At 48.0% G+C, this 13,318-nt stretch carries 15 protein-coding genes; 8 read left to right on the top strand and 7 right to left on the bottom strand.

The features are described 5' to 3' along the window. Positions 1 to 67: 67 nt before the first annotated feature. Entirely contained in the window at positions 68 to 958 is an 891-nt protein-coding gene (locus GON22_RS03195) for a DNA-3-methyladenine glycosylase family protein (RefSeq protein WP_160394681.1), read from the top strand. 91 nt (positions 959 to 1,049) lie between these two features. On the opposite strand, the gene GON22_RS03190 is transcribed toward GON22_RS03195, so the two are convergent. After that, entirely contained in the window at positions 1,050 to 1,694 is a 645-nt protein-coding gene (locus GON22_RS03190) for a hypothetical protein (RefSeq protein ID WP_160394680.1), read from the bottom strand. Positions 1,695 to 1,888: 194 nt separating this feature from the next. Here GON22_RS03190 and GON22_RS03185 point away from each other — a divergent pair, with 194 nt between their 5' ends. Further along, positions 1,889 to 2,758, top strand: coding sequence for a hypothetical protein (locus tag GON22_RS03185; RefSeq protein ID WP_160394679.1), 870 nt, complete (start codon positions 1,889 to 1,891; stop codon positions 2,756 to 2,758). A 237-nt stretch (positions 2,759 to 2,995) separates the two neighbouring features. Next, entirely contained in the window at positions 2,996 to 3,157 is a 162-nt protein-coding gene (locus GON22_RS03180; protein ID WP_006037811.1) for a hypothetical protein, read from the top strand. 98 nt (positions 3,158 to 3,255) lie between these two features. Here the strand turns inward: GON22_RS03180 and GON22_RS03175 are convergent, their stop codons facing one another. Next, entirely contained in the window at positions 3,256 to 3,471 is a 216-nt protein-coding gene (locus tag GON22_RS03175; RefSeq protein WP_160394678.1) for a hypothetical protein, read from the bottom strand. A 383-nt stretch (positions 3,472 to 3,854) separates the two neighbouring features. Between GON22_RS03175 and GON22_RS03170 the strand changes: the two genes are divergently transcribed. Further along, the gene (locus GON22_RS03170) at positions 3,855 to 5,084 is read left to right on the top strand and encodes an MFS transporter (protein WP_160394677.1); all 1,230 of its coding nucleotides are present in this window, start codon (positions 3,855 to 3,857) and stop codon (positions 5,082 to 5,084) included. 85 nt (positions 5,085 to 5,169) lie between these two features. Continuing rightward, entirely contained in the window at positions 5,170 to 6,294 is a 1,125-nt protein-coding gene (locus tag GON22_RS03165; protein ID WP_160394676.1) for a metallophosphoesterase, read from the top strand. A gap of 93 nt (positions 6,295 to 6,387) precedes the next feature. On the opposite strand, the gene GON22_RS03160 is transcribed toward GON22_RS03165, so the two are convergent. From GON22_RS03160 to GON22_RS03145, 4 genes are all read right to left on the bottom strand, one after another. Next, positions 6,388 to 6,840: a hypothetical protein gene (locus GON22_RS03160; protein ID WP_160394675.1), complete on the bottom strand. Its 453-nt coding sequence runs from the start codon at positions 6,838 to 6,840 to the stop codon at positions 6,388 to 6,390. Further along, on the bottom strand, positions 6,828 to 7,445 hold the full coding sequence (locus tag GON22_RS03155; protein ID WP_160394674.1) for an ATP-binding cassette domain-containing protein: 618 nt from the start codon (positions 7,443 to 7,445) through the stop codon (positions 6,828 to 6,830). Before GON22_RS03155 ends, GON22_RS03160 begins: the two co-directional genes overlap by 13 nt. Further along, positions 7,442 to 9,409 (bottom strand): DUF1430 domain-containing protein, encoded by a 1,968-nt coding sequence (locus GON22_RS03150; protein ID WP_160394673.1) that lies wholly within the window; start codon positions 9,407 to 9,409, stop codon positions 7,442 to 7,444. Before GON22_RS03150 ends, GON22_RS03155 begins: the two co-directional genes overlap by 4 nt. Positions 9,410 to 9,508: 99 nt before the next feature. Then, a complete protein-coding gene (locus tag GON22_RS03145) occupies positions 9,509 to 9,874 on the bottom strand; it encodes a mediterrocin family bacteriocin (protein ID WP_160394672.1) in 366 nt (121 codons plus the stop codon). A gap of 434 nt (positions 9,875 to 10,308) precedes the next feature. Between GON22_RS03145 and GON22_RS03140 the strand changes: the two genes are divergently transcribed. After that, positions 10,309 to 10,941: a fumarylacetoacetate hydrolase family protein gene (locus GON22_RS03140; protein WP_160394671.1), complete on the top strand. Its 633-nt coding sequence runs from the start codon at positions 10,309 to 10,311 to the stop codon at positions 10,939 to 10,941. An 89-nt stretch (positions 10,942 to 11,030) separates the two neighbouring features. Here the strand turns inward: GON22_RS03140 and GON22_RS03135 are convergent, their stop codons facing one another. After that, positions 11,031 to 11,339, bottom strand: a complete 309-nt coding sequence (locus GON22_RS03135) for a winged helix-turn-helix transcriptional regulator (protein WP_160394670.1) — start codon at positions 11,337 to 11,339, stop codon at positions 11,031 to 11,033. 152 nt (positions 11,340 to 11,491) lie between these two features. Here GON22_RS03135 and GON22_RS03130 point away from each other — a divergent pair, with 152 nt between their 5' ends. Both GON22_RS03130 and GON22_RS03125 read left to right on the top strand, forming a co-directional pair. After that, positions 11,492 to 12,262 (top strand): dioxygenase family protein, encoded by a 771-nt coding sequence (locus GON22_RS03130; RefSeq protein ID WP_160394669.1) that lies wholly within the window; start codon positions 11,492 to 11,494, stop codon positions 12,260 to 12,262. A gap of 202 nt (positions 12,263 to 12,464) precedes the next feature. After that, positions 12,465 to 13,310 carry a helix-turn-helix domain-containing protein gene (locus tag GON22_RS03125; protein WP_160394668.1) on the top strand — a complete coding sequence of 282 codons (846 nt, stop codon included), beginning with the start codon at positions 12,465 to 12,467 and terminating at the stop codon, positions 13,308 to 13,310. Positions 13,311 to 13,318: the final 8 nt, after the last annotated feature.

Raw genomic sequence — 13,318 nt, 5'->3', positions numbered from 1 at the left:
TACGAAAGCGGCCAGCCGCCGTATTATGTTATTTTTTTTTGTAGAATCAAGCAAGGAGGCGTTGCCGATGGAAGACGTAATCTTAGCCACTCCACCCTTTTTCTCCTTCTCCCAAAATTTAAGCTACTTAGCCCGTTCAGCCGATGAATGCTTGTACCGCATCGAAAATGGCTCCATTTATCGATGGATTGATGCCGGTGGCGAGCATATAGCAGTTGAAATAAGCGAGGCGGCTGGCGAAGCAGCCTTGCGCATCCGTTTTCGGGAACAGCCTTCGCCCGCCGGGCGGGAGGGCGCCATTCGTTTCATTCGGGAATGGTTCGATATGGACCGCGATTTGGCGCCGTTCTATGCGATGGCGCGGCAGGACCATTTGCTTCAGGAAGCGGCCGTTCGGTTTGAGGGGCTGCGCCTCATCGGCATACCGGACTTATTCGAGGCGGTTTGCTGGGGCATTCTTGGGCAGCAGATCAATTTGAAGTTTGCTTACACGTTGAAAAAGAGATTCGTCGAACGTTTCGGCGCCCATACGGAGTGGGAGGGGCATACGCTATGGCTGTTTCCTAAGCCTTCGGTTGTCATGGAGCTGCAAATAGAAGATTTGACTGCGATGCAAATTACGACGCGCAAAGCGGAGTACATGATCGGCGTCGCTGGGCTGATGGAAGCAGGCGAGTTGTCCAAATCAGCGCTTATTGCTGCGGGCGGTTTGCGGGAAGCGGAGAAGCAGCTGGTCTGCATTCGCGGAATCGGGCCGTGGACGGCGAATTATGCGCTTATGCGCTGCTTGCGGATGACGAACGCTTTTCCAATCGATGATGTAGGGCTGCACTTAGCCATTAAGCATCGTCTGGGGCTCCCAGATAAGCCGCCTGTCAAGCAAATCAGGGAAATAACGACGGGATGGAGCGGCTGGGAGTCGTACGCTACTTTCTATATGTGGAAGACACTCTATTAACACACGCAAGCCCGCTGCCTTTCCCCAGCAATGGAGAAGGAGCGGGCTTGTTGCTGCATAGGGAGCGAATTGCTGCCCCGGGCAGCTTGCCTCAGCAGAAAGCGAATAGGATTTGGAAGTCAGGCACGATGCAAGGCGTTAATGGGTGGCAATAGCCGATGACGAAGCCGAACAGATTCGTGACCGGGAACATCAAGTAGACGTTATTGAACGTGAAAATTAATGACCAGCGGTTATAGCAAATGCCCGGCAGCAACCGATCAACCGATTCGCGAGGGCCCATCGTGCCGAATTGCGCGAATTGGACCGCTTGCTGCAGCGATTGTGGCCGCTGCTGAATAAAAGCTTGAAGCATGCGCGGGTTGCTCCGCAAATAATTATAAATGAGGAGCATTTCCGCCGGAGGCTGACCGACCGGGCGCGGATGTTGGGCGAGCACACTCGGCAGGTTAGCCGGTGATAGCTGGGCTGGAACGCCGCCGCCACCTTGGCCTGGCATCGGCATCGGCATGATGCCGCCACCACCCTGGCCGGGCATCGGAGGCATAGGGAAGACGCCGCCACCGCCTTGGCCCGGCATAGGCATTGGCATAACGCCGCCGCCACCTTGGCCCGGCATCGGCATCGGCATAACGCCACCGCCGCCCTGGCCAGGCATAGTTGGCAATTGAAACGCGCGTGGGTCGTAGTAGTAAACAACGGGCTGCATGCGCGGCGATTCACATGAACACGGCATTGGGGCAAAACACCCTTTCCGGATAAAGTTGTCGCTTTCATCGTATGCGGCATTTGCCCAAAGGTGCAGCCCCTATTTCGACACGAATAGCGGTTCGGATCGTGACGTAAGCATCAAGACGCAAGAAGGATGGAAGTGGTAAACTCATCATGTTTAGGTTGAAAAATACATAGAATGGCAGGCGGGTGAAGATCATGTTCGGGCGCATCAAATATATGCAGGCTCTCTATATCATTGGAATAGCCCTCATAATCGCGCACGGCATTTGGTCGCTGGCCCATTTGGCTGTTCCGGCGCCATCGATCAACCAAGGAAATGCGGGTGCACCAGCCAGCGATACGATGACCTCGCTTATTATTAAGCCGATCGTCACTTCGCAGGTGAACCGCATTATTTTTCGCTGCCTGTTCTATCTGTTTATCTGGGTTATGCTGTTCCTCGTCGTGCCTGTCGCGTTCTTGCGGCTGAAACGGTTCAAGTTTTTCAACGTGGAGTTCGAGGTCGAGGGAGAGCGTGCGGCCATTCAGCGTGCGATCATTACGACAAGCAAAGCCTCGTTGATGGAATATTTGACGGGCAGGGATGCATTTATTAAAACATTGGGTTGCATGCACGGGAACGTCATCACCTTCACGGATGTGCTCCGAGTGCTGCTCGACGATATCCAAACGGCCTACCGCGACACGTTCAACGCAGGCTTTACGATTGAAGTGTTCGAAGACGAAGTGCCGCCCAAATATATGCGCATGGCACAGCATTCGAAGGAAACGGGCCAATCGGCGTTATGGAATAAGCCAGAGAATGATCATCCTTTCAAAACGAATAAAATGGTCTATTACTATCCATTAAACGATACAAACTTCATCCTTACCGCCCTCAGCAGCTACGCTACCCAATTCGATGCGTTCGACAAGCATGTGCTTCCCCTGCTTCACAACGTGATTAGCAAAAACATCGAGTCCATCGAGCTGATGGTCGTCGCAACGAACCCACCGAACCCGCCAAGCCCGCCCAATCCACCAAGCCCGCCGAATCCACCGGATGCCCGCGGCGGTACAAGATAGGAGAGATTTCATGGCAAGGAGCCCAACAGGCCTCCCTATTGCAACAAAGCTTTTTCCCTGAGTGAAATGCCTATATCGCAATTCCATGCGCAACTGGGAGATCAAACTCACATATAGGCATTTCACTCAGGATAGACAAATATTTGTCATAGCTTATTCCAATCTGGGCTGGGCAAGGCGGTTGACCAGCTTGTCCGGCTGTGGGTACAATAGTGGTAAGAATGGAGGGATCAGGACATGGCCAAAAAAGGCAAGCCGATTAATGCCGCCGACGTAATCAAACGCGCATCTGCCATTCTGTCCGGACCCCGCGTTCCGGCGAAGACGGCTAAGGATGCCATGAAAAACGTGACAGTCGAGAGAGACGATCCGCTCGTGAAAAGATACGCGTCGAAGTAGATGCCATCATACGAAACGATTTTAATTTAATCGCACTCATACAATAAGCTCCCTGCGAATGGCTTCGCGATAGGGAGCTTTTTTTCACTCTCGATTCATTATTTTCGAAGCAGCGGCACGATCATCGACTGCCAATGTTTCCTCACTAGCCGTTGTAAAACGGGCGAATTGGCGATGAGGTCGCTAGGCTGTGAGATATCGAGCTTTTGCAGCTCAAGGTCCCGAATCGAGCGGGCTTCTAGTGCCTCGCCACGTTGATGCTGCAAAAACAGCTCGAACATCGTGGCGTTGGCATGCTTTAATTTTATATTCACGCGTCATTCACCTCTGCCCTTCATCCTATGCAGGCATGCTTAAGAAGGCGCCGGCTACGTTTGCGTAGCAGCTTATTATATTGGTATCGCCAAGTTGGCGGGCATCTAGTCCTAACGGCAGGTTCAGACGCTGTCTAATCGACATGTTTGACAGTGTAATTTAGCGCATGCTATGCTTTCTAAAGCAAATAATTATAATCAACTTACTTGGTTTTATCAAAATAGAAGTGGTCGACCATGCCTTTGGAGACTTCCGTATGCTCTTTTATGCACAAGAGTGGCGGAAGTCTTTTTTGTTATGCCGTTGTTTGAATCGATAAACAGGCGTATATTCGAAACATCGCAGTGTTTACGGAAACTTAATGAATGGAAGTGAGTGGTGAATGGAAAATTGGCAGCGCCAAATGTGGATTTTGTGGGTTGGCGTATTGTTATGCAGCTCAAGCTATACGATGGTAATCCCGCTGCTGCCGCTGTTCTTGCCTGAGCTTGGGGTGGAGAACGATTCGATTTATTGGTGGGCTGGCGTCGTTCAGTCCTCCGCTTTCTTGGTAGGGGCGGTCATGGCGCCGTTATGGGGATCGATGGCAGATAAGTATGGGAAACGAAAAATGGTCATTCGCGCCGGACTAAGCTTATCCGTCGTCTATGCCTTAACTGCGCTCGTGCACAGCCCGTGGGAGCTTGTTGGCATTCGGCTGCTGCACGGCTTTGTCGGCGGCTTCGTGCCAGCATCGATGGCCATTGTGGCTTCCATCGCGCCTGAGCGGCGGATGGGCTGGAGCCTTGGCATGATGCAGGCTGCGACAATGACAGGCAGCATTATGGGACCGCTGCTGGGCGGGTTGCTGTCTCACGCTTTTGGGCAACGGCAATCGTTTATCGTTGCGGCAAGCTTTATTTTGCTAGCTACAATCGCGGTTATGCTGTTCGTCAAGGAGGGGAAGGCGGGGACGCCATCAACAAATTCTCCCGAGCCGGCCGTACGAGGGGCTTACCGCGCAGCGCTGCATAATCGGCAATTGATAAACCTGCTCTTGCTGTTGTTATTGTTCCAGTTGTCGGTCAACATGGTGCAGCCGCTTTTGACGCTTCATATCGCAGATATGCGGGGCAATGTGCAGGATGTTGCAGCAACAGCGGGCTTCGTCCTGTCCTTAATTGGAATCGCGGGCATCCTCGCTTCGCCGCAATGGGGCAAGATGGGCGAGAAGAGCGGTTATTTGCGCGTATTAATTATTTGCCTTATCGCGTCGGGCTGCGTCATTAGCTTGCAATATTTTGTCCACGAGCTGTGGCTGTTCACGATCGTTCAATTTACATTCGGATTATTCCTCGCAGGGATCGTTCCTGTCGTTAATACCCTTGTCGTCAGGAGCACCGATACCGCATTCCGCGGCCGTTCTTTCGGAATGACGACGAGTGCGAACCAGCTCGGCTCGCTGCTTGGTCCGTTAATCGGCGGAGGCCTCGGCAAGTTTCTCGGCATCCAATGGCTATTCGTTGCCACAGGAACGCTGCTCGTGACGGCAGGCATTACGGTAGCGATGCGCGCTGTTGCGATGCGGATTCCCCAGCAGGGACAGAAGGCGTATTCGGATCAAACCCATTAACAGGCACCTGTTTGGATAACGAAGCCTCCTATGATACATTCTTAATAGACAACTAATTTGATAGGATCATAGAGGAGAGTACGCAATGGCCAAACGATTCGTTATCATGATCTCAATCTTTCTATTGTTAAATGGCTATGTCGGTTGGCATGGCATGCTTGCTGTTGGCCATTCAGGCTTCGGGATTCCTTCGGTGCTTTACTGGGTGTTGTTCGTTATTATTGCATTCGGTTATTTGACAGGCAGAGTGTCCAAGTTAGGGGCTGCTGGCAGGCTCTTAAAAAATATCGGCGCATATTATCTTGCATTCTTCGAGTTCGCAGTGCTGCTGCTGCCATTTGCCGATCTGGCAGGATGGATTATGAAGCTGTCGGGCATGGAAACGGGCACGGTTATTCAGCTGTTATCGGGAACGGTGCTTGCCATAATCGCTGTGCTGATGGTTAGAGGCTCCTATAACGCATGGTCTCCAATCGTGCGCAAACATGTGCTGCAAGTGGATAAACCGGCGCAGGAAGGCGGTCCGCAGGAGCTGCGCGTCGCGATGGCTTCCGATCTGCATCTAGGCACGATGGTCGGCAATCGGCATCTGCGCAAGCTCGTCCATCATATGAATGCGATGGAGCCTGATGTGGTGCTGCTCGCGGGCGATGTCCTTGATGATGTGATCGAGCCTTTCTTGCGTAACCGGATGGCAGACACGTTGAAGCAACTGAAGGCGAAGCATGGCATTTATGCCGTGCTTGGCAACCATGAATATTATGGCGGGCATATTGAACAATATGTACAGGCGATGGAGCAGATTGGCATTCAAGTGCTGCAAGATGAGACGGTGACGCTGCCAGGATTATTCCATGTGGCGGGCCGAAAGGACAAGACGGCGGAAGCAAGGCCGGGCCGGCTGTCGATGGGGCAGCTTGTCGAGAAGCTGGACCCGTCCCTGCCAATCCTCGCAATGGACCACCAGCCGTATGGCTTCGCGCAAGCGGCAGAGGCAGGCGTGGATTTGCTCGTATGCGGGCATACGCACCGGGGACAATTTTTCCCGAACCACTTCTTCACCCGCCGGCTGTTCGAACTGGACTGGGGCTATATGCGCAAAGGTCTCATGCACGTTATCGTATCATCAGGCTTCGGCTCATGGGGACCGCCGATTCGGCTGCTCAGCCGCTCGGAGATTATTGATATTAAGGTAAAACTGAAGGCATAGGAGCATTAAAGTTTTAAGGTTTAGCAGAAATAAGCAAATGGACGTAACAGTAGTTACGTCCATTTGCTTTCGTATGGAAATATAGAACGCGAGCTATAGGTCCCAAACTTTCTCGGCCCTTGCGTACATTGCATCGATTTCGGCTTTATATTTTTTGACAAGTTCGACCATGTTCTCATCTGAAGTATCGATTGGATTCATATGTTCGTCTACGTATATTTCGAATGCTTTTCCGTCTTTTTGCAGCCTGAATCCAAATTCATAGCCGCCATTAATTAAAGGCCATATAATTAGGGCTTCTCCCTTTTCGAAATTTGAGACTCCTAAATTTCCGGTAAAATGTAAGTAATCTGGGGTTTTTACATTATAGGAGTATCCCTCATCATCAGAGATGACGTGAGTTCCCCTTTCATTTTTAGGTACAGCCTCTAAAAAGCCATGATAGCGATTCTTCGTCATAATAAGCCAGACCAAATTCCAAGCGCCGAATAAGAGGAGGGCGACTAGCAAGACTATAACAAACTTGTTCCTGATTAATTTGCGCATAAATTCACCACCCGGTTTCCTTGTCGTTTAAGTTCTTCATCATGGGTTACAAGTATGATCGTTTTGCCTTGTTGGTTTAATTGCTTTAAGTTATTCATGACAATTTCTGCGTTATTGCGATCGAGAGAGCCGGTTGGTTCATCTGCTAGAATGATGTCGCATTTCTTTAACATCAGTCGTGCCAAGGCGATCCTTTGCTGCTCTCCGCCTGAGAGGGTGAACACTTTTTTGTTTAGCTTGTCCTCTAACCCTACAATTCGCAGTGCCTCTTCGATAGAGAGGCTGGTTTTGCAGTCCTTACGTATTAGCTTCAAATTGTCCTTTACAGTCTTATTGTCAACGAGAGCGAAGTTTTGAAATAAGAAGCCGATCTTTGTTCTGAAATACTGCAGATGGTTCTTTTTTAACTTGATATCGACACCATCAACAAGAATGGTGCCTTTCTCTATTTTCTCAATAGCACCGATCATATTCAGCAGAGTTGTTTTCCCGCAACCGCTCGGTCCGGAGAAGACGACAAAATCGCCATCCTCGATCGTTAAGTTAAGATCTGAGAACAGTGTTTTATCTTCAAATGTTTTGGTGAGATTCGTAATCGCAATCATAAGCCTCCTCCTTTCAAAATCTTTTGGATCATCACATTTTCAATTCGACGTATACGGAAACCGATAACTGCCAGTTCCAACACGAGTATGACAATTCCCCCCGCTGCTAAATACTGCACATCATGCAACCCCGATAGAAGAGCGGCAATTACAGCCGATATGATACTTAAAATGGTCGTAATAATGGTCATGAGAATAATTTTTCTGTTTTTCGCGCATACGCTATATCCCAATACTTTCTTAATCGATAGTTCAATGGCATTAACCTCATACTCCAATTTGATGATGGATGAAATAATAATGAATTCTAAAAATAATACCAACATACTAAAGATAAGGTTCATATATAAAATACGTTTTGCTGCATTCCAGCCTTTGTTAAAGTAATCTAGTACGTTCGTTTTTGTTGCTGATAGACCAGACAACTGGTTATTTTGAACGAATTGATTAAATTCTTGATCCGTAATGTTATACATGATTTCGGTAGAGTGGTATGTGAATTTTGGATGAGATCCGAGCTTATTTGCGGGTAGATTATTATAAATTACTGTTGGGTTTTCAATAAGTTCACTGCCGTAAAGCGAATCCTCATTAATTCGAAGCATTTCGATATTGCTCTCGTAATAAATAATGTCGTACGTATACGAAAATTGATCGCCTTCAAATTGTCGAACCGTTAGCTTTAACTCATCGAGTACACCTGCTTCAGTAGAACGCTTTTTGGGCAGGAAGAAATAAATATCTTTCGTTAGTTCCATATTTTTTATTTTATCAATTTTGCCGGATAAATAGCCCAAGGCATTACGGTTGGCGTAGATGCCTCCCCGATTCTTTGTCATTCCTTCGGTCGTCGATAACAAAATACCATCAGATTTTTCGAAAAACTGTTTGTAGAAGGCATAATTCACCCGTTCCTTTTCGCCGTCTCTGAAATTGACAGTACCATCGCTAGAAGTAAGTGGTTTATATGCTAATCTTATATAAGAGTAGTCTTTATGATCCTCAAAAAACGATTTTTGCTTATAAAGTTGATACGATTCAATCATCAACGCTATATTGCCCGATATGACCAAAATCGTGATTACAATCGTGACGAACTTAAGGCCGTAGTTAAGCGTTAGCAGTTTATTTGAGCTGGCTTTTGCATTCGAGAAAACTTCCTTGAGATTATAAAAATATAAGTTGACGTACAATAAGGCATTGGTGACGAGCAAGATGAGAAGGAATAGCAGAGAGAGTTTAAATTCAAAATAAACGTGGGTATAGTTTGATAAGGTATATACAATCAATCCGAATATCAATATAAAACCAATAGAATCATAGGCAATGTTTTTCCAAACGATTCTACTGATCGGCTCGCCCATTGAGACACGGATTAAGCTTTCTTTCTTTTGATAGATCACGTCATAGAAGGATAATAGTAAAATGATCGCAATGATTAAAACCCAAATGCCGATGATCGTATTTCTAAGCTCGTTGCTTTCATAACCTTGTATAGGGTGATTGCCAGCATATTTATTGATCAAATCAATTTTGAACTGCTTTGCTTTATCATGGCTTCCAATCACATAATAATCATGAACATTCGCAACGTCCTTTAAGCTGCTAAGTTCATGAAATTTGAAGCTTATATTTCCTAGTAACAGACTGGGATACTCTTTGGCCACAATGTCTAGATTTTTTTTGAAATAGGCTTGGACGCCTGTGGTGGCGTAAATCTCGAATTCCGTTAAATTCGCACTGCGAGGCTGCATTGTATATGTGAATACTTCAACGTTATTTCGACGAGCAGATTGGAGCGTATCCTGAATCATTTCTTCTTCTGTCGTATTGGGTTGCAAATACAAAGTAGTAGAATCAAAGGCAGTATAAAAGTTGTTAAGGCGAAAGGTATGGCTCTCTCCTATAATCAGTAAGCCTACAAATAGAATAAAAAAGCTTATGATATACTTGATTGTTTTCAAAGTGTAACCTCCAGAGAACAAGATGTTACCGTTCAATTGCAAGGCAACTGAACGGTAACATCTTCAACATAGAATTAACTCATGATTGTAGTCTTTTAATTAAAAGACGATTTTGTAGTAAACAAGACTACCTGAATGCTTAACTTCAATGCCAGCCCAGCTTCCAGCACTGTCAGAGTCCGTATGTTCATTACTAGCGGTAGCACCATTTAGAACTTTTGCTGTATGTGACAGGGAATTATGGTAAGTATGAGTATAGTCTTCGTTGGTCCAAGCTGTATCGTAACCATACTCGATTTCCCAGGTAGCAGCCCCGCTGCCACCTGATGCTGTTAACTCCCAATCATGAGCAAAGCCAATATTGCTGCTGCTATAGGTATAGGTAGCAGCAAATGCAGAGGAAGATACCGATAAAACACTTACAGCAACAAAGGCAGAAAGTAACAAACTTTTCATTTTATTCATAATAACTTAATTCCTCCCAAATTAATAGTGGTTGTGGGGATTATGTTAGCTGGCCAGCTATTCAACATTTTTGTTTTTCAAGTGGTCACCATTTCATATCCGGATTCCTACTCGTCACACCCATCACAACAACTATTTTAGTTCGTCACTCGAGTCCATATAAAGGAGTATCTGTGACCTGAGTACAAATTTACTGAATTTGTATTAATTTTACAATACTTATCTTTATAGGTACATATGTAAATTTTTACTTATTTTCTTTTTTAAGATCATGCCTAAATTTATCGAAACTCGTGCCACTAGGGGGTTATTAGTTTCTGACAAGTACCAAATGTCCCGTGTTTATACGTCGTGGATCTGAGCCATACTTACCCTATTACAATAGTTTATCTTCGATATTATCTGTTAAATAAGGAAGGAAGGGCTGGACGAACATGGCGAACACATTCGAGGCGATTCGAAACATCTATTGCGTAGGGCGCAATTACGCACTTCATGCCCAAGAGCTGGGCAATGATGTGCCGGAGGAGCCAATGATTTTCTCTAAGCCGACGCATGCGCTGCATCCGGCTGAAGGGGAGCTGAGGCTGCCCGCTGGAATTGGGGCGATTCATTATGAGGCAGAGTTAGTCGTCCGCATTGGACGTGCTTATGAGCCGGGGGTGCCAGTCGGCCAAATTGTCGATGGGCTTGCAATCGGCATCGATTGGACGGCGCGTGATGTTCAGTCTGTATTGAAGGAGAAGCGGCATCCATGGCTGCTAGCCAAAGGATTTAAGCATTCGGCGGTGTTATCGCCGTTTCAGCCGTTCCCGGGCGCAGAAGCATTCGCTTCGCTGAATTTCCAACTGCTGTGCAACGGGGAGACGGTGCAGGCAGGCAGCCCGCGCGATATGATTTTCCCGATTGAACGGCTGGTCACGTATATTGGCGAAACGTTCGGCTTGGGAGAAGGCGATATTATTTATACGGGTACGCCCGCAGGGGTTGGCTCGGTTAAGGATGGGGACGAACTGATGCTTGTGCTCCATGGCGAATCATTTGGCCCACTGAAAGTGTCATTGTAACGCAACGCTATGCCATTTGAGTGAAAAAGCCGTCCTCTGCTGATGCGATCAGCTAAGAGGACGGCTTTTTGGAGTTTGTGATGAATCCCTTACAGCCAACTGGAGGACCAGTGGCCGATTTCATTGAGTATAGGAGCAAGCGCTTGTCCCTTGCTCGTTAACGAATATTCGATTCGAACGGGCGTTTCGGGGAATACTTCTCTTCGAACGATCCCTTCCTGCTCCAGTTCCTTCAGCCGTTCCGACAGCAGCCGGCCGCTAATATTGGGAAGGGAGGCTTCAAGCGCACAGAACCTGCGCGGTCCGGGAAGCAATTGAAATACGATAAGCGAAACCCAACGTTTGCTCAACATGCTGACAGCTTTCTCAAAGCGGGGGCATAGGGCGGTCCCGTTCATCCTCTTATCACCTCGATATGTGTATTATAGCAAGTTTACTAAAGAAAATATAGTTAGTTTCATCAGGACACCGTTGACTTTAATGTGGTTCATATTCTAAACTAACTTACATAAAGTAATTAGTTATCTATTAGTGAGGGGGATTCACAATCATGATGCCAGCACTGTTTATTGGACATGGCTCACCTATGATGGCGATTGAGGATAATGAATGCGGACTGTTTTTGTCCTCCTATGGTGCAACGATTGGGCGGCCGAAGGCTATCGTTATTTTTACCGCGCATTGGGAAACTGATGTATTGACGATTTCATCTACGGAAGGCCCTTACGATACGATTTATGATTTTGGCGGTTTCCCGCGCGAACTGTTTGAGAAAACTTATCCAGCACCGGGCTCGCCCTCGCTCGCTGAGGACGTAGGACGCCGACTGAGCGAGCATGGCATTCCTGTTCAATATGATCAAAAACGTGGCCTCGACCACGGTTCATGGGTCGTGCTGTCCCGGTTGTTCCCAGACGCAGATATTCCAGTGGTGCAAGTATCCGTTCAGCCGTTCCAGACGGCGGAGTACCAATATCGCGTCGGCGAAGCGCTTCGTGGCATTGGTGAAGAGGATGTGCTGCTTATCGGCAGCGGAGCGACGGTGCATAACTTCCAGCAGCTTCGCTGGGGCGGCGGCGAGCCGGAGCAGTGGGCGATCGATTTTGACGATTGGCTGGTCGACCATATGGCCAAACGCGATCTAGAGGCGTTGTTCCACTATGATACGCAGGCGCCTAACGGGCGGTTAGCCGTTCCACGGCCGGAGCATTTTGTACCCATGTATATTGCATATGGCAGTGGTGATCCTGATCGGCAGCCGGAAATTATCCACCGCAGCTATGAGATGGGCTCGCTCAGCTATATGTGCATGAAATTTTAACTTATACATCAAGGAGCTTGCTTCGCCTAGCAAGTTCCTTTTTTGTTTTTCTAGCTTCAACTAAAAAGGAAAGTTATCCCGAATTTTATCCACAGTATTCACAGAACAAGTTGTGGACAACATCTGTATAACCAGCTTGCTAATGTTTCCTCATTCTGGTTTAACTATAGCTATAAGGATAGTGGACAGAGGAGGAGCAGCCTTGCGCAACAGCAACAGTGCGAATGATCTGAGCGTAACGGATAAAGCGATTCTGCACCTGAGCGAAGGGAAGCAGAAATTTTCGATAACGAGGCACTTCCCCTCGGAAGCGCTTGCCCCTTTCGTACGGCATTATTGGGTGGTGGAATGGGATTTGGAGGACCAGCATCCGTTCAAGCAGGAAGTGATTCAGCCTCCGTGCGTGAATCTCGTGTTCATGCCAGGGGCGACGAGCGTTCAAGGCATTTCGAACCAACGCACGGCTCAAGTGCTGCAAGGGAAGGGCAGTGTCGTCGGCGTTTTGTTCCAGCCTGGCGGATTTTATCCGTTCTGGCGCAAGCCAGTTAGCGAGTTGACCGATACGTTCATTCCATTCGAGGCTGCATTTGGCTTCGACAGCCGCCAGATGGAGTCGGAGGTGTTCAGCCAGCAGCACCCTTCGGAGAGGGCGGCATGTGTGGACCGTTTTTTACTGGGGATATTGCCAGAGCCTGACCCTAATCTCGCTGTTATTCAAGACATCGCAGAACGGATGATGACCGATCGGTCCATTACGAAGGTTGGCCAAGTGATGGGCGATCTAGCGATGAACAAAAGGTCGCTGCAGCGGCTGTTCAGCCAATATGTTGGCGTCGGGCCGAAATGGGTTATTCAACGGTACAGGCTGCATGAAGCGATTGAGAAGCTGGCCGTTGGCGCAGAGCTGGACTGGCCCGCCTTGGCGATGGAGCTGGGCTATTATGATCAGGCGCACTTCATCCACGCCTTCAAGACGGCAGTAGGCATGTCGCCTGAGGAATATCGGGTGCGGGTGGCGCAAAATAGAGTTGACTCTCACGTTACGTGATCCTTTAC

Source organism: Paenibacillus sp. MMS18-CY102, from assembly GCF_009789195.1.
Classification (GTDB): Bacteria; Bacillota; Bacilli; order Paenibacillales; family Paenibacillaceae; genus Paenibacillus_T.
Note: the sequence above shows the minus strand (reverse complement) of the source record. Positions and strands in the feature narration are given on the sequence as shown.

What these genes read in the sequence shown, in the direction of transcription:
- GON22_RS03195 (WP_160394681.1), top strand. Translation starts at nt 68, where the DNA reads ATGGAAGACGTAATCTTAGCCACTCCACCCTTTTTCTCCTTCTCCCAA.
- GON22_RS03190 (WP_160394680.1), bottom strand. Translation starts at nt 1,694, where the DNA reads ATGCCGTGTTCATGTGAATCGCCGCGCATGCAGCCCGTTGTTTACTAC.
- GON22_RS03185 (WP_160394679.1), top strand. Translation starts at nt 1,889, where the DNA reads ATGTTCGGGCGCATCAAATATATGCAGGCTCTCTATATCATTGGAATA.
- GON22_RS03180 (WP_006037811.1), top strand. Translation starts at nt 2,996, where the DNA reads ATGGCCAAAAAAGGCAAGCCGATTAATGCCGCCGACGTAATCAAACGC.
- GON22_RS03170 (WP_160394677.1), top strand. Translation starts at nt 3,855, where the DNA reads ATGGAAAATTGGCAGCGCCAAATGTGGATTTTGTGGGTTGGCGTATTG.
- GON22_RS03165 (WP_160394676.1), top strand. Translation starts at nt 5,170, where the DNA reads ATGGCCAAACGATTCGTTATCATGATCTCAATCTTTCTATTGTTAAAT.
- GON22_RS03160 (WP_160394675.1), bottom strand. Translation starts at nt 6,840, where the DNA reads ATGCGCAAATTAATCAGGAACAAGTTTGTTATAGTCTTGCTAGTCGCC.
- GON22_RS03155 (WP_160394674.1), bottom strand. Translation starts at nt 7,445, where the DNA reads ATGATTGCGATTACGAATCTCACCAAAACATTTGAAGATAAAACACTG.
- GON22_RS03145 (WP_160394672.1), bottom strand. Translation starts at nt 9,874, where the DNA reads ATGAATAAAATGAAAAGTTTGTTACTTTCTGCCTTTGTTGCTGTAAGT.
- GON22_RS03140 (WP_160394671.1), top strand. Translation starts at nt 10,309, where the DNA reads ATGGCGAACACATTCGAGGCGATTCGAAACATCTATTGCGTAGGGCGC.
- GON22_RS03135 (WP_160394670.1), bottom strand. Translation starts at nt 11,339, where the DNA reads ATGAACGGGACCGCCCTATGCCCCCGCTTTGAGAAAGCTGTCAGCATG.
- GON22_RS03130 (WP_160394669.1), top strand. Translation starts at nt 11,492, where the DNA reads ATGATGCCAGCACTGTTTATTGGACATGGCTCACCTATGATGGCGATT.